Source organism: Peptidiphaga sp., assembly GCF_057238965.1.
Window position 1 is genome coordinate 1 of sequence record NZ_DBHHEV010000007.1, and the last position, 20,209, is coordinate 20,209.

16 protein-coding genes and 1 pseudogene are annotated in these 20,209 nt (G+C 67.4%); 7 read left to right on the forward strand and 10 right to left on the reverse strand.

Translation table 11 applies throughout. The features are described 5' to 3' along the window. The 4 genes from ACO48X_RS01800 to gcvT form a co-directional block, all read right to left on the reverse strand. Nucleotides 1-1,187, reverse strand: a 1,187-nt coding sequence (locus tag ACO48X_RS01800) for a sigma-70 factor domain-containing protein (protein ID WP_484999967.1), incomplete at its 3' end; no start/stop codon positions are given. Nucleotides 1,188-1,328: 141 nt separating this feature from the next. Then, the gene (gcvP, locus tag ACO48X_RS01805; RefSeq protein ID WP_484999969.1) at nucleotides 1,329-4,250 is read right to left on the reverse strand and encodes an aminomethyl-transferring glycine dehydrogenase; all 2,922 of its coding nucleotides are present in this window, start codon (nucleotides 4,248-4,250) and stop codon (nucleotides 1,329-1,331) included. Beyond that, nucleotides 4,247-4,615 carry a glycine cleavage system protein H gene (locus ACO48X_RS01810; protein WP_484999971.1) on the reverse strand — a complete coding sequence of 123 codons (369 nt, stop codon included), beginning with the start codon at nucleotides 4,613-4,615 and terminating at the stop codon, nucleotides 4,247-4,249. The genes gcvP and ACO48X_RS01810 overlap by 4 nt, the downstream gene beginning before the upstream one ends. Nucleotides 4,616-4,792: 177 nt before the next feature. Continuing rightward, complete coding sequence (gene gcvT / locus ACO48X_RS01815) at nucleotides 4,793-5,887, reverse strand: glycine cleavage system aminomethyltransferase GcvT (RefSeq protein WP_484999973.1); 1,095 nt, start codon at nucleotides 5,885-5,887, stop codon at nucleotides 4,793-4,795. A gap of 54 nt (nucleotides 5,888-5,941) precedes the next feature. Here gcvT and ACO48X_RS01820 point away from each other — a divergent pair, with 54 nt between their 5' ends. Further along, nucleotides 5,942-6,148: a hypothetical protein gene (locus ACO48X_RS01820; RefSeq protein WP_484999975.1), complete on the forward strand. Its 207-nt coding sequence runs from the start codon at nucleotides 5,942-5,944 to the stop codon at nucleotides 6,146-6,148. Between the two features lie 110 nt (nucleotides 6,149-6,258). On the opposite strand, the gene ACO48X_RS01825 is transcribed toward ACO48X_RS01820, so the two are convergent. Further along, on the reverse strand, nucleotides 6,259-7,407 hold the full coding sequence (locus ACO48X_RS01825; RefSeq protein WP_484999977.1) for a DUF4192 family protein: 1,149 nt from the start codon (nucleotides 7,405-7,407) through the stop codon (nucleotides 6,259-6,261). A gap of 281 nt (nucleotides 7,408-7,688) precedes the next feature. Between ACO48X_RS01825 and ACO48X_RS01830 the strand changes: the two genes are divergently transcribed. Continuing rightward, nucleotides 7,689-8,780 (forward strand): polyprenyl synthetase family protein, encoded by a 1,092-nt coding sequence (locus tag ACO48X_RS01830; protein ID WP_484999979.1) that lies wholly within the window; start codon nucleotides 7,689-7,691, stop codon nucleotides 8,778-8,780. A 155-nt stretch (nucleotides 8,781-8,935) separates the two neighbouring features. On the opposite strand, the gene ACO48X_RS01835 is transcribed toward ACO48X_RS01830, so the two are convergent. Then, nucleotides 8,936-9,292 (reverse strand): Rv2175c family DNA-binding protein, encoded by a 357-nt coding sequence (locus ACO48X_RS01835; RefSeq protein ID WP_484999981.1) that lies wholly within the window; start codon nucleotides 9,290-9,292, stop codon nucleotides 8,936-8,938. A gap of 150 nt (nucleotides 9,293-9,442) precedes the next feature. On the opposite strand from ACO48X_RS01835, the gene ACO48X_RS01840 reads away from it, so the two are divergent. Together ACO48X_RS01840 and pknB are read left to right on the forward strand one after the other, a co-directional pair. Then, nucleotides 9,443-10,621 carry a lytic transglycosylase gene (locus tag ACO48X_RS01840; RefSeq protein ID WP_484999983.1) on the forward strand — a complete coding sequence of 393 codons (1,179 nt, stop codon included), beginning with the start codon at nucleotides 9,443-9,445 and terminating at the stop codon, nucleotides 10,619-10,621. Nucleotides 10,622-10,679: 58 nt separating this feature from the next. After that, the gene (gene pknB, locus ACO48X_RS01845) at nucleotides 10,680-12,839 is read left to right on the forward strand and encodes a Stk1 family PASTA domain-containing Ser/Thr kinase (protein ID WP_484999985.1); all 2,160 of its coding nucleotides are present in this window, start codon (nucleotides 10,680-10,682) and stop codon (nucleotides 12,837-12,839) included. Here pknB and ACO48X_RS01850 read toward each other — a convergent pair whose 3' ends face one another. Further along, nucleotides 12,840-14,204: a class II 3-deoxy-7-phosphoheptulonate synthase gene (locus ACO48X_RS01850; RefSeq protein WP_484999987.1), complete on the reverse strand. Its 1,365-nt coding sequence runs from the start codon at nucleotides 14,202-14,204 to the stop codon at nucleotides 12,840-12,842. A 94-nt stretch (nucleotides 14,205-14,298) separates the two neighbouring features. Next, nucleotides 14,299-15,510, reverse strand: coding sequence for a pyrophosphate--fructose-6-phosphate 1-phosphotransferase (locus ACO48X_RS01855; RefSeq protein ID WP_484999989.1), 1,212 nt, complete (start codon nucleotides 15,508-15,510; stop codon nucleotides 14,299-14,301). Nucleotides 15,511-15,611: 101 nt separating this feature from the next. Between ACO48X_RS01855 and ACO48X_RS01860 the strand changes: the two genes are divergently transcribed. Both ACO48X_RS01860 and ACO48X_RS01865 read left to right on the forward strand, forming a co-directional pair. Beyond that, complete coding sequence (locus tag ACO48X_RS01860; protein ID WP_484999991.1) at nucleotides 15,612-16,370, forward strand: hypothetical protein; 759 nt, start codon at nucleotides 15,612-15,614, stop codon at nucleotides 16,368-16,370. Continuing rightward, nucleotides 16,367-18,136 (forward strand): DEDD exonuclease domain-containing protein, encoded by a 1,770-nt coding sequence (locus ACO48X_RS01865; RefSeq protein WP_484999992.1) that lies wholly within the window; start codon nucleotides 16,367-16,369, stop codon nucleotides 18,134-18,136. Before ACO48X_RS01860 ends, ACO48X_RS01865 begins: the two co-directional genes overlap by 4 nt. Nucleotides 18,137-18,317: 181 nt before the next feature. Here ACO48X_RS01865 and trpD read toward each other — a convergent pair whose 3' ends face one another. Together trpD and ACO48X_RS01875 are read right to left on the reverse strand one after the other, a co-directional pair. Continuing rightward, complete coding sequence (trpD, locus tag ACO48X_RS01870; protein ID WP_484999994.1) at nucleotides 18,318-19,382, reverse strand: anthranilate phosphoribosyltransferase; 1,065 nt, start codon at nucleotides 19,380-19,382, stop codon at nucleotides 18,318-18,320. Continuing rightward, a complete protein-coding gene (locus tag ACO48X_RS01875) occupies nucleotides 19,382-19,831 on the reverse strand; it encodes a hypothetical protein (RefSeq protein WP_484999996.1) in 450 nt (149 codons plus the stop codon). The genes trpD and ACO48X_RS01875 overlap by 1 nt, the downstream gene beginning before the upstream one ends. Nucleotides 19,832-20,051: 220 nt before the next feature. On the opposite strand from ACO48X_RS01875, the pseudogene ACO48X_RS01880 reads away from it, so the two are divergent. Next, nucleotides 20,052-20,209, forward strand: a pseudogene (locus ACO48X_RS01880) (superoxide dismutase); the annotation flags it as partial.

Here is a 20,209-nt window from a genome sequence, read left to right on the forward strand (position 1 = left end):
AGGTTGCCCTCCTGGATGAGGTCGAGGAAGAGCATGCCGCGGCCCGTGTAGCGCTTGGCCAAGGAAACCACCAGGCGGAGGTTGGCTTCGAGGAGGTGGTTCTTCGCCTGCTGCCCGTCGCGCGAAATGAGCTTGAGTTCGCGCATGTACATGCGGTCCTTGGCCTTGTCGAGCGAGCCGGATTCGAGGATGTGCTGGGCGTAAAGCCCGGCTTCGATGCGCCGGGCGAGTTCCACTTCCTCTTCGGCGTTGAGGAGCGGAACCTTGCCGATCTGCTTGAGGTAGTCCTTGACGGGGTCGGCCGTGGCGCCCGCCACGTGGACCCGGACGGCGGGTTCGTCGGACTCGTCCGAGTCCTTCATCGTGAAAGCGCCCTTGGAGGCGGGGATCGCGTCCTCCGTCAGGTTCCTCCCGCGGGGGCGCTCCGTTCCGTCCTTGTCCTCGGAGCCTTCCCCTTCTTCGTCCGAGTCGGCGTCCGCATCGACTTCCTCCGCGTCCGACGAATCCTCCAATTCGTCGGAGTCCCGGTCGAGATCGTCCATATCGACGTCGGAATCGACGCCCGCGCTCTGCGCTGCGCCCGCCTCCTCCTCGGGGTGCTCGCCTTCGTCGGCCCGCTTCGCCGAAGACTTCTTTTTCGAGGAGGCCTTTTTAGGCTTCTTGGCGGTCTTTGCCGCGGCTTTCGACTCGGAGGACTTCGACTCGGAGGCCTGCTCGTCCGCGGAGCCCTGCCCGGCGGCCTCTTCATCGGCCTCGGACTTCGAAGCCGAGGATTTCTTGGGCGCGGCCTTCTTAGCGGAAGCCTTCGTTCCAGACTTCTTGGACGCGGCCTTCTTCGACTCCGATTTCTTCGCCGAAGGCTTCTTGGAGTCCTCCTGGCCGTCCTTTCCCTTCGCCTCCTTCGAGCCGTCCTCGCCCTCGGCTGCCTTGGCGTCCGATTTCTTCGTCGCCGTCTTCTTGGCGACGGCCTTTGCGCCCTTCCCAGCGGCCTTCGCCTTCTTCGCGGGAGACTTTTTCGCGGAGGATTCCTTCTCGGAGGCCTCGCCGGCCTTTTTCCCCTCGGAGGCCGCCGTTTCCTTGCCCTTGGCCGACTGCGCCTTGCTCGTGGCTGGCCTCTCGGCGCCGTCCTCGCCCTGCGCCTGCGAAGCCGTCTCGTTCTCGGTTGCCTGTGCGGATATCGTTGCCACGTGGGACCTTTCACCTAGGTTTTCTCCCGAACCAGCCGATTGCGGGCATAGTTCTAGATAGTGTCTACAACGCGCAAGCGGCGGAGACAATTCCCGCCGCTTGCGACTGTGACCCAGTTCTCCAGATCTGCCTCGACGAGCCTATTCCTCGAAGGCTTCGACGGGAGGACACGTGCAGCTGAAGTTGCGGTCTCCCCACGGCCCGTCGATCCTCCGGACAGGCGGCCAGTACTTCGTCTCGACGAGGCGGCGCACGCGCCGGGCGTCGTCGCCCCCGTTCCTTGCCGCCAACGCCCCCGGGTAGGCCGCGAGCTCGCGCGAGTAGGGATGGCTCCATTCGTCCGCCGCGATGCACTCGGCCGTGTGCGGCGCATTGGACAACGGGCTGTCATCGGCGGGCCACCTGCCTTCGCCGACGTCCCTGGCCTCGGAGACTATCGCCTCGACCGCGCGGCAGAACCGATCGAGTTCGCCTTTGCCCTCGGACTCGGTCGGCTCGACCATGAGGGTTCCGGGAACGGGGAAGCTCATCGTCGGGGCGTGGAATCCGTAGTCGATGAGCCGTTTGGCGACGTCGTCGACCGACACCCCGAATTCCTTGAGGACTCTGGTGTCGAGGATGCACTCGTGGCCCACGAAGCCCCCGGGCCCACGATAGAGGACGGGAAGCGCGCCTTCCAGCCGATTCGCCACGTAATTGGCCGCGAGAACCGCGCTGGCGGTCGCTTCCTTCAAACCGTCGGCGCCCATGAGCCGCAGGTAGGCCCACGTGATGGGAAGGACTCCCGCGGAACCCCACTGTGCGGCCGCGACTCTCCGGCTCTCGCCGGGGAGGAAGGGGGCCAGATGCCCCTTGGCGCAGACGGGGCCGACGCCCGGCCCTCCGCCTCCGTGCGGGATCGCGAAGGTTTTGTGAAGGTTGACGTGAGAGACGTCGCCTCCGAGGTCGCCGGGCCGCGCGTAGCCGACGAGGGCATTGAGGTTCGCGCCGTCGATGTAGACCTGTCCTCCGGCCTCGTGGACGGCGGCGGTCACTTCCCGCACGTGCGGCTCAAACGTGCCGTGTGTCGACGGATACGTGATCATGAGGGCGCCGACGCGTCCCTCGTTGTCAGCCAGCGCCTTGCGCAAGGCGTCCATGTCGGTGGAGCCGTCGCGCGCCGTGCCCACGACGACCACCTTGAATCCCGCCAGCGCCGCTGAGGCCGCATTGGTTCCGTGGGCCGACGCCGGAATGAGGCAGACGTTTCGATCCGCCTCGCCGCGAGACTCGTGGTAGGCGCGTATGGCGAGCAGACCCGCGAACTCCCCCTGGCTTCCCGCATTCGGCTGGACGGAGACGGCGTCGTACCCCGTGATGTCGGCGAGCCATCTTTCGAGGTCGCCTATCATCTCGCGATATCCGGCCGTGTCCTCCTGCGGCGCGAAGGGGTGGATTCGGGCGAATCCCTCGAGCGTTATGGCCTCGGCCTCCGCCGCGGCGGTCAGCTTCATGGTGCACGAGCCGAGCGGGATCATCCCCCGATCGAGGGCGTAGTCCTTCGCCGCCAGCTCGCGCATGTACCGCATGAGCTCCGTTTCGGTCCGATGGGCGTGGAAGGCCTCCTGCGCGAGGAAGCCGTCCGCTCGCAGCCCCGAGGCCGGTATGTCGCCGATTCCGGCCGCTTGTGCGGCGGCCGGCGCCGCTACGCCTTCCGGCTTGCCCTCCGCGGTGTCGGGGAGCCCACGTCCTCCCCGGCCTGCCGCCGGATCCTCCTCGCCGAAGGCGGACAGGGTCTCTGCGACGACGTCGAGGTCGCCCGCACGAGTCCGTTCGTCCGTTGAGAGGCGAATCGTGGAGGAATCCCTGACGAAGACCCGGACGCCGCGCTCGCCGAGCGCTCGGGCGGCCTCCTCGGCCCGACCCGGCAGCGAAATCTCGAGGGTGTCGAAGAACGGCTCCGGCTTGACGCGCACTCCCGCCGAGTCCAGGGCCCGCGCGAGTGCGCGGGCTTTCTCGTGCGTCTCCGAAGCGATCCGGCGCAAGCCCTCCGGTCCGTGGTAGACGGCGTACATGGAGGCGAGAATGGCGAGCAGGGACTGCGCGGTGCAGATGTTCGACGTCGCCTTTTCCCTGCGGATGTGTTGTTCGCGCGTCTGGAGCGCCAATCGGTAGGCGGGATGGCCGTCGGCGTCGCGGGAGACGCCCACGAGGCGGCCCGGGAGCTGCCGTTCGCGGGCCTTGCGCGCGGCGATGTAGCCGGCGTGCGGGCCGCCGCCGCCCATCGGCTGCCCGAGCCTTTGCGCGCTTCCGGCCACGATGTCCGCGCCGAAGTCGCCGGGCGGGGTCAGGAGCGCAAGGGCCAGGAGGTCGGCGATCACGATGAAGCTTCCGCCCTCGGCGTGAACGGCCTGAGCAAGCTCCCGACAGCGTTCGACGTCGCCGATCGAGCCCGAAGCCGCCGGATACTGGACAAGCAGGCCCGCGCACCCCGAGACGTCGACGTCGCCGCCGAGGACGTCCACGTCGACGATCTCAAGGCCGAGGGCCGCTGCGCGGGTGTCGATGACCGCGCGGGTGTGGGCGAAGACGTCCGAATCGACCGCCACCTTCGTCTTTCCCTTGGCGCACCGCACGGCGAGGGCGACGGCCTCCGCGGCCGCAGACGCCTCGTCGAGAAGGGATGCGCCCGCGACGTCCATTCCCGTCAGCTCGGTTGTCAGCGTTTGGAAATTGAGGAGGGCTTCGAGCCGTCCCTGTGAGATCTCGGGCTGGTACGGCGTGTAGGCCGTGTACCACGAGGGATTGCAGAGAATGTCGCGCACGACGGGGGCCGGGACCACGGTGTCGTAAAAGCCCTGGCCGATCATCGACGTCGTCACCCTGTTGGCCGACGCGAGCCGGGCGAGTTCGGCGGCGACCTCGGCTTCGCTCAGGGCTTCCGGCAGTCGGCTCGGCGGGGGCGCAGGAAAGGGAAGAGCCTTGGCCATAAGCTCGTCGAGGCTGCTCGCCCCCGCGGTTTGAAGCATGGCCTGCCTGTCGGCGCCCTGCGTCCCGACGTGTCGGCGTGCGAAGGACATCATGCCTCCTTAGCGAACGCCTCGTAGGCTGCGCTGTCCATAAGCTCGGGCCGCTCCGCCACCTCGATCTCGTAAAGCCACGTTCCATGGGGATCGTCCGTGGCCAGCTTCGGGTCGTCGATGACGTCCTGATTGACCGCCACGACCTTGCCGCCGGCGGGGGCGACCAAGTCGGAAACCGACTTCACGGATTCGATCTCGCCGCACGCCTGCCCCGCAGTCACCTCGCTTCCCACCTCGGGAAGGTCGACGTACACGGCCTCGTCCAGCGCGCGGGCGGCGAACTCGGTGATGCCGACGCGAGCGGGGCTTCCGGCGGATATCCACTCGTGGTCTTCGGAGTACTGGCGGTCGTCGGGGTATGACATCTTGGCTCCTTTGTTCGGACGTATTGGTTGTTGGACGGAACTGACGTATTGGTTGTTAGGCGGAATCATTTGCGGGCAGATTGATTTGCGGACGGCCGCCCGCTTATGGCGAATCCGGCTTCCCGGGCCGTTTGAGGCGCCCGCGCCCCAGGCGCACCCGCCCAGCTGCGGACGGATTCACCTTGACCGCTTGTAGAACGGGAGGGTTGTCACGCGCATAGGCTGCAGCGTCCCTCTAACGTCGACGTCGAGAACGGCGCCTTCGGCGATTCCCGGTTCGAGGCGGGCGAGCGCAATGGGGTATCCGAGGGTCGGCGACAGCGCGCCCGAGGTCACCTTTCCGACCTCGCGCCCCTCGCCCATCACCGTGTTGCCCGCCCGGGCGGCGCGGCGGCCTTCGCCGACGAGCGCGTAAAGGTCCCACGTCGGTTCGCGTTCGGCCAGGGCCGCGCCCCCGACGAATTCGTGGTCCGCCGGCAGCCGCGCGGCGCCGGCATCCGCGGGGGCGACGTCGCGCCCAAGCTCGTTGCCGTACAGCGGCATGCCAGCCTCGAGGCGAAGCGTGTCGCGAGAGGCCAAGCCGCAGGCTTTGGCCTCGATTTTCCGCCATACGTCGGGCGCGGCGGATGCGGGGAGCATGATTTCGTAGCCCGTCTCCCCCGTGTACCCCGTCCGCGCAATCATGGCGGGGACGCCGTCGACCTTCGCTTCGAGGGCGCGATAGTACCCGAGAGCCGCCACGCGTTCGGCGTCCTCCGGGCCGAGCAGCGCGACGACGGCCTTGAGCGACTCCGGCCCCTGCACAGCTATGAGCGCCCGTTCGAGGGTGCGGTCGACGATGGAATGGCTTTCGGACGCCTCGTTCTTGGCGCACCATTCGCGCCCGCGCCGAGTCAGCTCTTCGACCACCGTGATTCTGTTGGCCCCGTTCGGGACGGCAAGGTACCTGTCCTCCCCCAGGCGGTAGACGATGAGATCGTCGATGATCCCTCCGTCCGGCGCGAGCATCATCGAATAGCGGGCCCGCCCCACCGGCATGGTGGAAGGCTTTGTGCACAGCGAGTAGTCAAGGACGGCGGCCGCCTGAGGCCCCTCGACCTCGACCTGCCCCATGTGGGACAGGTCGAACTTCCCAACCGATTCTCGGACCGCCCGGTGTTCCTCGCGATCGGACGTGTACCTCAGCGGCATATTCCAGCCCGCGAAAGGCGTCATAGTCGCCCCGGCGGCAACGTGCTCGCCAAACAGCGCGCTCGGACGCAATTCCTCCATTAGACCTCCTCGACCCTCCATTGGACCGTCTTGTCGGACGCTTCCCTCCATTGAATGGGACGCGTCACATTCTTCGTTTCGATGCTACCGCGCACCGGCCGAATTCGCGAAGCCGCGTCCACGCCGGATCTGCGGTCGTCGCCTGCCCGCCGAGGCGGGGACGCGAGGGACGACAGCGAGGCCGACCGCCGCAGGGGCGCCTTCGACGGACGGCGCCGAAGCCACGAGCAGCACGAAGGCTTCGGCGCCGGAGGCCGTTGAACCGGCTCTCGCGGGTCAGGATCTCGGGCGAAGCCGGACGTCCAGGCGTCTAAGCGGCTCTACGGGCACAGCAGCGCAGCCGGGCTCATCGACTTTGGATCGTTCGCGCTTTAAGCGGCGCCCCGCGCGTAGAAGTACCATGGCGCCATCATTCCCGAGGCGAGGGCGTCCGCTAGGAGACGCGTCAAAGAGTGCCCCGGATCTTTGCCCAGGGCTCTTTCCACCCTGTCGGCAGCAATCGAATTCAGGCACGCCCACCAGTGCAGATACGCGCTCGCGGCGAGAGCGTCGACCGATCCGCGGCAGTCGTACGCCGCGACGAGGTCGAGCACCCTGCAGGCGGTTTTCAGCCGAGAAATGGAGGGAGGCCTGCATACGGCTTCCGCAAGGATTTCGGCGACCGCCTGCGCGTCCGCATCGCCGCCGCGTCGCAGGCTGGGCTCCAAGCCCCACGCCAAGGCGGCGTCCCGGTTGAGGGGGACGGTGAGAGAAGCGCTCGCCTGCCCCACGGCTCGGGCGAGGCTCTCTCCAGACCCGAGCCGACCGACGCCGGCGTTCGCTCCCGCAGAGTCTTGCGCGCAGCCTTCGACCCCCTCTGACACGTGGCTGAGGACGTTTCCTCGGAAGAGGACGCTGTGCGCCTGCGCGGCGTCGAAGAGATCCCACAGGGTCTGGGCGGCGGTCTCGCCCCCGCCTGAGGCAATCGCGGCGTCGGCGGCGGCTCTCGCCGCTGCGCGCATGCGCGGATCCACGGCCGGCAGCGCCATTCCCGGTTGCTCAGCCCCCGGGGCGCTTCCCTGGAAGACAAGCTCGGCCGCCGTCGCGCAGGATTCGAGTTCGCGGACCTCGCGCACGACCCGTGGGCCGCCGTCGAGGCGAACGAAGCGTTCGGCGTCCACGGCGAAGGAAAACAGCGCCGCCCCCGGACGCTGCGCGTGAGAGACCATCGAGTGCATGAGCGCGATCCGCTGCGCCAAGCCGCCGACGTCCAACTCGCTCAAGCTTTGGCAGTAAAGGACGAGAACGGCGATCGTCACGTCGTGCCGACGCGTCACCTGGGCGAGGAATCTGCCGTGGTCTGCGGACAGCGGCTCGTTCCGATAGTCAAGATGCACGATAGGGCCGACGCACGAGCCGATTCCGGCGGCGTCGGTGCAATGCGAGTCGAGTCCGCACATGACGAAAGTCGAGGTCGGGCGGTAGCCGAGGATGTGGGGGACGAGGACGAGCGCCTCTTCGGGGGTTGTGACGGTGACCATGCGCCGATTAGACCCCTCGCGGCCCGTGCGCGTTCGCCCACGTGCACCGCCTGTGAAGGGATCGGACGCGAAAGAGCCCTGTGGACCGGCTCGCCGGCCGAGGCCCGATGAGCGGAGCGCACGTTCGTCGATCGGCAAAGAGGAGACCTTCTTCGAACGCCGGGGCCTGCGAGCGGAATGCGCGCTCCCGCCGAAGGCAGAGCGGAGCGCGGCAGGCCTCTGCGGGCAGGCGGGTTGGGGGATCCGTCGGTCTGGACGGGCCGGCGGGTTAAACTGTGCGCATGAGCGAGAAGTCCGCGTTGGAGGAACTGCGCGAGGATGTCTCGGCGCGGGCGCGCGCCTACCTCGACCGAGCGCGCGAGTTGATCGATTTCCCGGGCGACGCCGAAAGCTTGGGCGAGTTCCTCGATCCCGCCCGCCGCCTGCTCTCCGGAGGCAAGCGCACGCGCGCCGCCCTTCTCGCCGCCGGCTACGCCTGCGCAACCGCCGAAGACCGCGAACCGGCGATTTCCGCGGGCGCCGCGGCAGAGCTCTATCAAACCTCGGCTTTGATCCACGACGACATCCTCGACGCCGCTTCGACGAGGCGCTCCCAGCCCTCCGCCCACGTCGCTCTGGCCCGGCTGCACTTAAACAGCGGATGGAGCGGCGACCACACGCATTTCGGCGCGTCCTCGGCGATTCTTCTGGGCGACTTCCTTCTGTCGCTGTCGACGGAAGCCTTCGCGGACGCCTGCGCGCAGGTCGGCTCCCGCACGAGCCGGGCAGCCCTGCGCGCCTTCGCCCACATGACCACCGAGGTCGCCTTCGGCCAGTACCTTGACATCAGGGCGGAAAACGCCCCGCCTGCCGCCGACGCAGTCGGCGCGGCCCTCTCCGTCGTCGCCCACAAAAGCGCGCGGTACTCCGTGGTGTTTCCGCTGCGCATCGGCGCCCTCCTGGCCGGGGCCTCCGGGGACGTCCTCGATCTGCTAGAACGGGTAGGCGCGCCTCTGGGCGAGGCGTTCCAGCTCCGTGACGACGATCTCGGGGTCTTCGGAAACGAGGAGGCGACGGGCAAACCGGTGTGCGGCGACATCGCCCAAGGCAAGCGGACCGTTCTTCTGGCGCTTATGCTCGAGCGCCTGGACGACGCCGACCGCCGCCGCCTCGTCGGGCTCCTCGGAAGACGGATCGAGCCCGACGACGCCCGCTGGATTCAGGAGGCCGGGATCGCATCGGGAGCCCGCAGCGCGCACGAAGACATGATCCGGCGTCGCGAATCGGCGGCCTTGGCCGCTCTGAACGCGCTACGCGATTCCGGCCTTGCGCTCGCGGGCGGACTGGCCATGGCCGAATCCCTCGTCTTCGAACTGATCGGGCGCGTCTCGTAGCCCTTACGCGCAGCCTCCCCCGCGCCTGGGTGCGACCCCGTCTTCAACTTCGGACGCACCGAGGTGCGCAAGCAGCCTCCCGCGCCTGAGGGCTGCCCTCCGCGGGGCGCAGCGCACCCCCCACCGGGCGCGCGGGGCGAAGCCGCGGACCACCTTCAGAACGCGAGAGTCGCGGCGGCCCTGCGCACGGCGTGCACGCGTCCGGCCCGCAAGGCGTCGATCGGGCGCTCGCCAAGTTCGTCGTTCGCCGCTGTCAGCCACCGCCACGCCTCTTCGTCGCTGCAGCCGGCGTCGGAAAGGGCCGTCAGCGTGCCGTGAAGCGACGGGAGGACGGCGGCTTTCCCGCTTTCGTCGACCAGCGTCAGAGAAGAGATTGCGAGAGCGGCCGACTCTCCCCTGCGAACCGCGAGGATCCGCCGGTCGGCCAGCATATTCCTCACATCCCTTTGGGCAACGCCCAGAGCCTCGGCGGCCTCGGGGACAGAGAGCCATGTCTCAGGAGTAGTGGTCACGCGCACAAATCTAGCCCAAATTCGCCTCCCATGTGGCGCGCGACCCCCAACAACCACTATTGTCACATATGGCACTTTAAGCACAGATGAATCAGGACATATCTTTTGTCACTTTCATCGCTGTACGCACACGACATTTTGGAGGCACACATGTCCTTGCGCGCTCAGCTCAGCGTAGCCGTCGCCGCAACCGCCGCAGTAGGCGGAATGGCGTCGGCGGCAGCCGATTCGAGCACGTCGGCCAAAGTCGAGGCCGTCGCCCATCCCGCGAAACTCGGCACGAAGGCGCCGTCCCTGACGTATCGCGCAGCTTCGCACGACACCCTCGAGACGGTGGCGAAGCGAACGGGAGTCTCGCCGACGGCGATCGCACAGGCCAACAAACTGGCCGGCCCCATTCGAACGGGGCAGCTCCTTACGATTCCGGCTGTCCCCGGGGCTCTGAAGGCTCCCCTCCCCGCGGAGCAGCCTTCAGGCTCGCTTTCCCACACCGTCCAGCGGGGGGAGACGCTCAGCGGAATCGCCCGCCAGCACGGAACAACCGTCGCCGCGATCGCACAAGCCAACGGAATCGCCGACCCGGCCCGCATCTACGTCGGCCAGCGGATCTCAATTCCCGGCGCTGCGCAGCCGTCGCCGCAGGCCGCGGCCCAGAGCTCGGCGCAGACGAACGGGTCCCACACGGTCCAGCGGGGCGAGACGCTCAGCGGAATCGCCCGCCAGCACGGAACAACCGTCGCCGCCGTCGCACAGGCCAACGGAATCGCCGACCCGGCCCGCATCTACGCGGGAAAGACGCTGACGATCCCGGGCGCGGCCACGACGGCCTCGGCGACGCCGCAGAACCCCGTTCCGAAAACCTTCCTCCACTACACCTACCCGGATTCGACCAACTCGGCCGCGAACGCCAACAAGCTCGCCCTCGAAAGGGCGGCCGTCCCCTCCCGCGCCCAGATGCAGGAGATCGTCCGCTCCACGGCCGCGCAGATGGGAGTCGATCCCAGGCTCGCCCTCGCCCATGCGTACGTCGAGTCGGGCTTCGACATGCGATCGGTCTCACCCGCCAACGCAATAGGCGTCATGCAGGTCATTCCCTCGTCGGGAGAATGGGCCTCCAGGCTCGTCGGACGCCGTTTGAACCTATTGGATCCGCATGACAACGCCGTCGCCGGGGTCGCCATCATCCGCTACCTCCAGAGCAACGCAGACGGCGTCGACCAGGGAATCGCAGGCTACTACCAGGGCCTGGGCGGCGTGCGAAAGAACGGAATGAAACCAGACACCGTCGCATACGTCAACAGGGTCAAAGCGGCACGGGCGCGTTTCTGACGGTCTGAAGGCGCGGTCGGCATTCGGCATGCCGCCGCGCCTTTAGTAGTCTTGACTCGTGTCGGATTCACTCATCGGCTCAGTAGTCGACGGACGTTACGCCATCACGGCCCTCATCGGGCGCGGCGGGATGGCCACCGTTTATCGCGCCCGCGACAAGCGCCTCGAGCGCGACGTCGCCGTCAAGTTCATGCACACGCACCTGGGCGCGCACCCCGACTTCACCGAACGCTTCAACCGCGAGGCACGCGCAGCCGCGAGGCTTTCCAGCCCGTACGTCGTGGCCGTCCACGACCGCGGCGTGTGGGCTTCCCCCGAAGGGACGCGGGCCTACCTCGTCATGGAGTATGTGCCCGGCCCCGATCTTCGCGCCGAGCTTTCGCGCCTGGGCAGCTTCACTCTGGGGACCTCGCTGGCCCTCGGAGAACAGGTGCTTCGCGCTCTGACCTCGGCCCACGCCGCAGGCATCGTCCACAGGGACGTCAAGCCCGAGAACATCATGCTGACAGCCCCCGTGCCGAGCCCTCCCGAGACCTTGGAATCGCATCCCGACGTGTACGCGAAAGTCACGGACTTCGGACTCGCCCGAGCAGTGACGTCAAACGCGACGGCGACGGGGCAGGTCATGGGAACCGTGGCCTATCTCGCCCCGGAGGTCATCACCGACGGCGACGCCGGCGAACGGGCGGACCTGTACGCCCTGGGCGTCCTGCTCTACGAGTTCCTCACCGGATCCCTTCCTTTCGCGGGCAAGACCCCCATCGCCACGGCGTACAAGCAGATCAACGACGACATGCCGCGAATCGCCGACCAAGCCGACTGGCTGCCGCCCGAGGTCGATGCCTTCGTCGAAAAACTTACCGCGAAAAAACCCGAAGACAGGCCGGCCAACGCCAAAGAGGCGCTCGACGGCCTGATCGCCCTCTGTCGAAAAATCGACGTCGAAGCCCTTTCCCAGCGCATACCCGTCGCGCCGAAGCGCGCGGCCCACGCGGAAAGGACCAGGGTCGACGTCGTCCCCGGCCTGGGACAGGCCACGCAGGTCGACCTCGACCCGACGGCAGTCATCGGCGCGGCGGTCGGCGAAAAGAGCCAGCCCGCCCAGGCCGCCGCACAGAGCGAGCTGCCCGCACGCCAGGCGACGCTCGTCGACGCGCAGCCGGTGCTCGTCCCGCCGCAGGGAGCCTTTTCCCCCGATACTTCGCCCCAGCCCTCCCCCCAGTCTCCACAGCAGACGAAACGCCGGCGCGGACTGTTCCGGCGAGGCAGAAACGCCGCGGAGCCGTTGCAGGATTCCAACGTCGCATCGGCACAGAATTCCGGCGTCGCACCGGCCAAATCGAGAAAACGCATCGTCGTCGCGACCGCCCTCCTTCTCATCGTCGCCATAATCGCAACGGCGTGGTACTTCATGGCGGGGCCGGGCCAGCGCGTGGACGTGCCGAAGGTCGCCGGAAAGAGCTACAAGGAAGCCGTCGCTGCGCTCTCCTCAAAGGGGCTGAGCGCCACGAAGAAGGAGTCGTACTCCGATTCGGTCCAGTCCGGCCGCGTTCTTTCGACCGATCCGGCGGCGGGAACCAGCATTCATCCCTCGACGAAGGTGACCGTCACCGTGTCGGCCGGGGTCGAGAAGGTGGAGGTCCCCGACCTTTCGGGAAAGACGGAAGCGCAGGCGAAAGAGGCGCTCCGCAAGGCCCGCCTCTCCTACGAGGTGACCACCCAATACTCGGAATCGGTGAGAAAAGGCCGCGTCATCGCCCAGTCGTCCAAGGCGGGCGCGTGGGTGGAGCACGATTCGGCCGTCAAGATCACGGTTTCCGGGGGACGCGAGCCGATCAATGTCCCCAAGGTCGTGGGCATGTGGAAGAACGACGCCGTATCCAAGCTCGAAAACGCCGGATTCACGGTTTCGATCGAGGAAGAAGCCTCGGATTCGGTCGCCAAGGACGCGGTGATCTCTCAGGACCCTGAGGAAGGGGAAAGCGGTCACAGACACGACAATGTGACGATCAAGGTCTCCACCGGCAACAACCTCGTCGACGTGCCCAACGTCCTGGGCAAAAGCACCGACGACGCCGAATCCGAGCTGAAATCCGCCGGTTTCTCAGTCAAGAAGCGCAGGTTCTTCGGCGCGTTCTACGACACCGTCAATATTCAGTCTCCGAGGTCGGGAAAGAAAGCCCCGCGCGGGTCCACGGTGACGATCGGGGCCCTGTAGTCACAGGCTTACGTCGCGGAGCATCTCGGCCACGATGAAGGCCATTTCCAGCGACTGCTGATGGTTCAGGCGCGGATCGACCAGGGTGCGGTAGCGCTCGCCGAGCGTGTCCTCGACGACTTCCTCCGCGCCGCCCAGGACCTCCGTGACGTCGTCGCCGGTCAGCTCCACGTGAATTCCGCCGGGGTGGGTCCCCAATTCCCCGTGAACGGCAAAGAAGCCCTTGATTTCAGCCAAAATGTCTTCGAGTCGCCGCGTCTTCATACCGTTCGACGCCGAGATGGTGTTGCCGTGCATCGGATCGGTCACCCACGTCACGGGCCGGCCGTCCTTTCGGACGGCTTCGACGATCGGCGGCAGGCGATCCGCGATCTTTCGGGCGCCCATGCGGCTGATGAGCGTCAGACGCCCCGCCTTGCCGCGGGGGTTGAGCTTGTCCACGAGGGCGAGGACGTCGGCGGGCTTCGCATCGGGCCCGATCTTGACTCCGATCGGATTGGCCACTTTGGACAGCATGTCGACGTGGGCGCCGCCGGGCTGGCGCGTGCGCTCGCCGACCCCCAGGAAATGCGCTGAGCAGTTGTAGGGCCGGCCCGTGCGCGAATCTATGCGCGTCAGGGAATCCTCGTAGGGAAGGATGAGCGCCTCGTGCGCCGAGTAAAAATCGACGGTGCGCAACGATTGGTCGTCGACGCCCGCCGCCCGCATAAAGCGCATGGCCCGGTCGATCTCGGCGGCGACGGTCTCGTAGCGCGCGTACGCCGGATTGGCGACGAAGCCCTGATTCCATTCGTGCACTTTCGACAGGTCGGCGAAGCCGCCTTGGGTGAAGGCGCGAATGAGATTGAGGGTGGCGACTGATCGCTGATACGCCTCGACGAGGCGGCGTGGGTCGGGCTCGCGGGATTCGGCGGTGAATTCGTGGCCGTTGACGGCGTCGCCGAAGTAGGAGGGAAGTTCGCGGCCTTCGTGGACCTCCGTGGCGGAGGAACGCGGCTTGGAGTACTGGCCCGCCATGCGTCCGATCTTCACGACGGGAACGGAGGAGCCGTACGTGAGGATGACGGCCATCTGAAGGATCGTTCGGATCTTGGCCCGGATGCGCTCGGCCGTGGATTCGGCGAAGGACTCGGCGCAGTCCCCGCCCATGAGAACGAAAGCCCTGCCGCGCGAAGCCTCCGCCATTTCCTCCGACAGCTGGTCGGTTTCGCCGGCGAAAACCAGCGGAGGCAAGGTGCGCAAATAATCGACCACGGCGTTCAGCTCGGTTTCGTCGGGCCACCGAGGCTGGTGCTCCGCCGGAAGGGAGCGCCATGAGGCAAAAGCGTCGATTGAATCCGCGTTGGAGAACATGCGGACCAGCATACCGTTCCCGGCGTAGGCCGCGTGACAAACGCCGACCGTCCACGTGTCGCGGCGGCCGGCGTTTTCACCGGAATGGCGGGTTGCCGACGGGGTGTCAGCGAGCCTCGAGCTTCTGCCCTATCTCTCCCATAAGGTCGGCGAACCACTGCTGGGAGACGTCGAAGGCCTTGTGTCCCTTGATGCGCGGGAAGGCGATGCAGGAGAGCTCATTGCCGTTCTCCTCGTCCTCGCCGATCACTCCGGGCTTGCCTTCGAGGGCGCAGTCCACGGCCATATCGACCATCGAGCCGATGAGGGCGAGGTCATCGGCATTCGAATGCCACGCGCGCGAGTAGTAGCCCGACTTTTGGACCATGACCTTTTCCGCGCCGATCCGCTCGGCGAACTGCTTGGCGAACCACTGGCCGGGGTTGATGCTGTCGAGCTTGACGTGTCCGAAGGGATCGCGCTCCACCTCTTCGCCGGCCGCCTCCTTCTCGGCGATGATCTCATCGACGCCGGCGCCTTCGGAGAGGAAAATGTTGACGTTGCCGATCTCGTCCATGATGCCGCGAAGGCGCTTGGCCTCCCCGTCGATGTCAATGGACAGCTCGGGCAGATAGACGGCGTGCACGTCCCACCGCTCCTTCGAAAGGCCGAGGGCGGGCGCCCACTCCTGCTCGGCGACCCAGGCGTGATAGTACTGCGCGGACTGAGCCGTGAGGTAACCGCAGTTGCGACCCATGACCTCGTGGACGATGAGCATTCTCGGGTTCGAACGATGCTCTCCGATGACGTGCTGGGCGAAGCCGGAGGCTTCCTCGGCCGCCGTCCAAGCGCCCAGCGACTGGCGGATCGGAACGATGTCGTTGTCGATCGTCTTGGGAAGCCCCACGACGGTCAGCTCGTAGTCGTGGTCCTTCAGATACGCCGCAAGGTCCGCGGCGGTGGTGTTGGTGTCGTCGCCGCCGATCGTGTGGAGCACGTCCACGCCGTCGGCCTTCAGGCGCTCAGCGGCGACCTGGAGGGGATCCTCGCCTTCCTTGACCAGGCCCCTCTCCACGAGGTTCTTCGCGTTCGTCAGCTTGACGCGAGAGTTGCCGATCGGCGATCCGCCGAAACGGGACAGAACGTGTGCGCTGCGGCGCGCCTCCTCGTCGACCACGATGTAATTGCCCGTCAGGAGGCCGTGGTATCCGTACTGATAGGCGATGATTTCGATGTCCGGCGCAATCTCGGTGTAGCGCTGGATGAGTCCTCCCACGGCGGAGGAGAGGCACGGGGCAAAACCGCCGGCGGTGAGCAATGCGACGCGACGAACAGTCATCGTGAGCCTTTCTTTGGTCGTGATTCTTCGTGCTTTGGTCTTGGTTCTTCGTGCGCGGGCACGCACACACTTCCATTCTATGCATGAGTATGCTGGAGGTCATGACCGATGAGACAGCGCGCGGCGATTCCGGCGACGGCTTGGGAGACGACGATGTCGAGGGCGCCTTGCGCGACGGCGCCACGGGCGGATCTGGAGACCGAGTAAAGGGCGCATCTGGAAACACATCTGGAAACAGGGCGAAGGGCGCCTCCGAAGGCGACGTCGGAGGCGGGGACGACTTCGAGGAGAGGTGGGAGGAGATCGTCGCCGGCCTCGAGGACTTCGACGCCGAACTCGAGGACCTCGACGGCAAGCTCGGCGGCGACCTCAAAGACGTCGACGGCGGGCTCGGCCTCTCGGGAGGCTCCGAAGGCGGCTTCGACGACGGGTTGGGCGGCGCCCTTGCGGACCGTTTCAACGGCGCTTTCACGGACCGATTCGACGGCGAAGTCGATTCCGACGCCTCCTTCGAAGAGCCCGAGGTCGTGGCGAATTTGCGCGCCGGCCCGCGCGACTGGAGCGCGCCGGAAGAGGAAAGACTGGAGGTCGAGGACGGGGTCGACGTCGTCGAACTCGGCACTCTCATGCCAATCGACGAGGAGGTCCCCGAGGGGCACCCGATGTCCCGGTTCCTTTGGCTGTCCGCCGGGCTGCTCCTGCTCATGGGAGTCCTGGCCGCCTTCGACCTCGCCCCCGGAGGCACGCCTTTGGCCTTCGCCTGGGGCGCCGCCGGATTCGTCTGCGCGGGAGTCGCGGCGTTCCTCACGTCGCCGCGGTCGGAGGACATCGACCCCTTCGACGACGGCGCGAGGCTTTGAGCGACGGCCGGGCGGGGGCACACCGGCGGGCCCGGGCGCCGGGCGCGCGCCTCGACCTCGACGGCGGCGGGCCCGCCGGCCAGCTGTCCTTCGACGATTTGGGCACGCCGCTGGAGGAGGTGACGTTCGTCGTCGTCGATCTGGAGACGACGGGCGCCAAACCGGGCCCCGAATCGATCACGGAGATAGGCGCCGTCAAGGTGCGAGGCGGGGAAACCCTCGGCGAGTTTTCCACCCTCGTCAACCCGGGCCAGCCGATACCCGCATTCATAACCTCGCTCACCGGCATTACGACGGCCATGACGGCCCGGGCGCCCAGGATCGCGGCGGTCATCCCCTCCCTCATCGAGTTTCTCTGCGCGGGCCCGTCCACCGTCGTGGCGGCGCACAACGCGCGCTTCGACGTCGGCCATCTCAAGGCGGCGTTTGCAGGCGCCGATTTTGCGTGGCCCAGCGTCAGGGTGCTCGACACGGTCGCATTGGCCCGGCGCGCCTTTTCCTCAGACGAGGTTGCCAACTTCAAACTCTCAACCCTGGCGGGCGCATGCGGGGCGACGACGGCTCCGAGCCACCGAGCCCTCGACGACGCCCGAGCCACAGTGGACGTTTTGCACGCAATGCTGGGCAGGCTCGGGCCGCTCGGAGTGACGCATCTGGAGGACCTCGCAACCGCGACGGACCCGGTTCCCCAAGCGCGGCGGAGGAAAGCGCGCCTGGCGGACGGAATCGCCCGCTCCCCGGGCGTCTACCGTTTCATCGGCCCCGCCGGCGACGTCCTGTACGTCGGCTCCTCGTCCAATCTCCGTGCGCGCGTACGCCAATATTTCACGGCCGCGGAAACGCGGAAGCGCATGGCCGAGATGGCGGACCTGGCCGAGCGCGCGGAAGTCGACGAAACACCGACCGTGCTCGAGGCGCGGATCCTGGAACTGCGCCAGATCGCGGAATTCGACCCGCCATACAATCGCCGGTCGCGCCGTCCAGACAACCGTCCATGGCTTGCGCTGACGGACGAAGCGCACCCTCGGCTCAAGGTGACGGCGTCCCTTGCCCTGGAGGATGCGGCGGCCGCCCTCGGCCCGTTCGGATCCCGCAAGGCGGCGCGGCAGGCCGCCGAGCTTGTGGCCGACGACGCCCGCCTGCGCACATGCACGGCGCGTCTTCCCGCGAAGCCCAGCGGACGAAAGGCCCCGTGCCATCTGCATGCCATGGGCCGCTGCTCCGCGCCCTGCGCGCTGCCAGGCGACCCCGACGCCCCCTCGCTTGCGGCCGCGAGCTCGATTCTCGGCGGAGACCTCGACGGCCTGTGGGAGCGCAGCATGCAACGGCTGGCGAGCCTCGCCGCGGCCGAGAGATTCGAACAGGCCGCCGTCGAGCGCGACCGCCTGCGCTGCGTGATCGACGTGGCTCGACGGCGCGAACGTATCCTTCCGCTTCTGGCGGCGCGTCAGATCGTCGGCGCCCGGCGCGACGACGACGGATCGTGGGACGTGGCGGTGATCCGCTGGGGCCGCCTGGCCGCGACGGGCCGCTGCCCCCGAAGCGCCGATCCGAGGGAGCTGGCGGCCGAGCTTGTCGCCTCGGCGAGTCAGACCGACAGGCCCGCCGCCCCCGGGGACGTCGCGTCGGTCGAGGAAACCGAGTTGCTCGCCGCATGGCTGTGGAAGCCGACCGTCCGCCTGCTTTCCTTCGAGGGCGAGGAGCCCCTGGCGCTTCCCCGAGCCAGCGCTTTCAGATTTTCGCTTCCCGGGCCGGACGCCGATTGAGCCCCCAGATTGAGCCGGGCCGGACGCCGATTGAGGAGGCGGCGGGCACAGAGGTTTGGATCCCGGCGGGCACAGAGCTTTGGATCCCGCAAAGAGCTCGGGGAGCTTCGCGAACGCCATGCGTCGAAGCCTCTGGGTCTGACTTATGAAGTTTCGAGCCCTACTGGCCCTTCGGAAAGCCCTATGAAGCCGGTTCGTTCGACAGGGCGATCCACCTGTCGAGAAGCCGAGCCGCCGCGCCCGAATCGACCGTGTCGGCCGCGATTTGCATTCCTGCGCGCATTCGTTCGGCGAAGGAGCCGTTCTGCGCCCCCGTGCCCGGAAGCGTTCCCGCGGCCACGAAGGCGCCCGCCGCGTTGAGCAGCACGGCCTCGCGCACAGCCCCTGTCTTCCCCTGAAGGAAGGCGCGGGCGACTTCGGCGTTGAAAGCCGGGGGCCCTCCGCGCAGATCGTCGACCGTCGCCGGAGCGAGCCCCGCCTCCGAGACGGCGTCAAACTCGTGCCTTTCAACGCGGCCGCCCTCGATCTCCCACAGGTCGTTGACCGTCACGGAGGAAAGCTCGTCCATCCCGTTGTCGCGTCCGCGCACCACTAGGCCCCGCGAACCGCGCTCGGCCAAGACTCCCGCGACCAGCTCCGCGTAGTCCGGCCGGGAGACGCCGACGACGGACACGGCCGGGCGCGCAGGATTCGTCAGCGGGCCGAGAATGTTGAAAGCGGTGGCGACGCCCAGCTCGCGGCGCGTCGGCGCAACGAAACGCATAGCGGGGTGAAAGACATTCGCAAAGATGAAGGTGATGCCCAACTCGTTGAAAATCCGCGCCACGTCGGCGCCGGAAAGGTCGAGGTTGACACCGAGGGCTTCGAGGCAGTCGGCCGAGCCGGAGGCCGACGACGACGCTCTGTTCCCGTGCTTGACCACCGGGATGCCCGCGGCGGCGATGACCAGCGCGGCCATGGTGGAAATGTTGACCGTCTGGAGCCTGTCCCCTCCGGTGCCCACGATGTCGAGGACCTCGCCTTCGACGTCGACGGGAAGAGCGTGCGAAACCATGGCGTCGGCCATTCCGCGAATTTCCGTCGGCGTTTCTCCCTTGGCCGCAAGGGCCGTGAGGAATCCGGCCAGCTGGGCCGACGTCGCCGCCCCTTCCATTGCCTGATCGACGGCCCAAGCCGCCTCTTCGCGGGTCAAGTCCCGGCCGCCGACGAGCCGGCTGATGACATCGGGCCACGTGGGAAGCGACACTATTTCTCCTCGGTGCTCAGCAGCTCGGCGACCGCCGCCGAAAGCTCGCGCGGATTGACGGGGTATGTGAGAGTTCGAGCCGCCCCGGACCATCTCGCCAGCCACTCGTCCTGGGGGCGCGCCACGAGGAGGATGAAGGGAATGGACGGATCGACTTCGTCGTGGACCATCTTCCCCAGCCCCATTCCGCCGAGTTTGGGGGCCTCGGCGTCGAGAATCATAAGCGAACAGCCTCCCTGGCGGACCTCCAGCATAAGCGCGTCGGGCGTTGCGACCTCTTTCCAGGCGATCTCGGGCATTCCCTTGGCGGCCCTCCGGCCGACGGAGGCGCGCACCTCGCTGCGGGTCTTCGAATCGTCCGAATACACGAGGATCGTCGTCTTCCCGCCGGCGCCCTCCTGCGCCGCGGCCAGCGCGTCGGTTTGCGTCGAGGCGCTCGTTTCGCTCATGGCATCCTCCGTGGTCGATGGGTAGGCCAAGGCAATTGTAGCGAATGCCGATGCAGTCTCCGCCTCCTGCCCGGCCAAAAGGCGTTTTCGCCGTTGGACGAAAGCGCACCTCGGCCACGGACCAACGTCCCTATACTTGACAGCGTCCGACAGCCGGTTTTCACAACCGGCCATGCCGCACCGACTATGCCGCCGACGGCGGCGCCCCACCGGAGGAACAATGACTTACACCCTTCCCGAGCTGCCCTACGACTACGCAGCCCTCGAGCCGCACATTTCCGCCAAAATCATGGAGCTTCACCACGACCGGCATCACGCGGCCTACGTCGCCGGCGCGAATGCGGCTCTCGCGAACCTCGAAGCGGCGCGCGAGGCGGG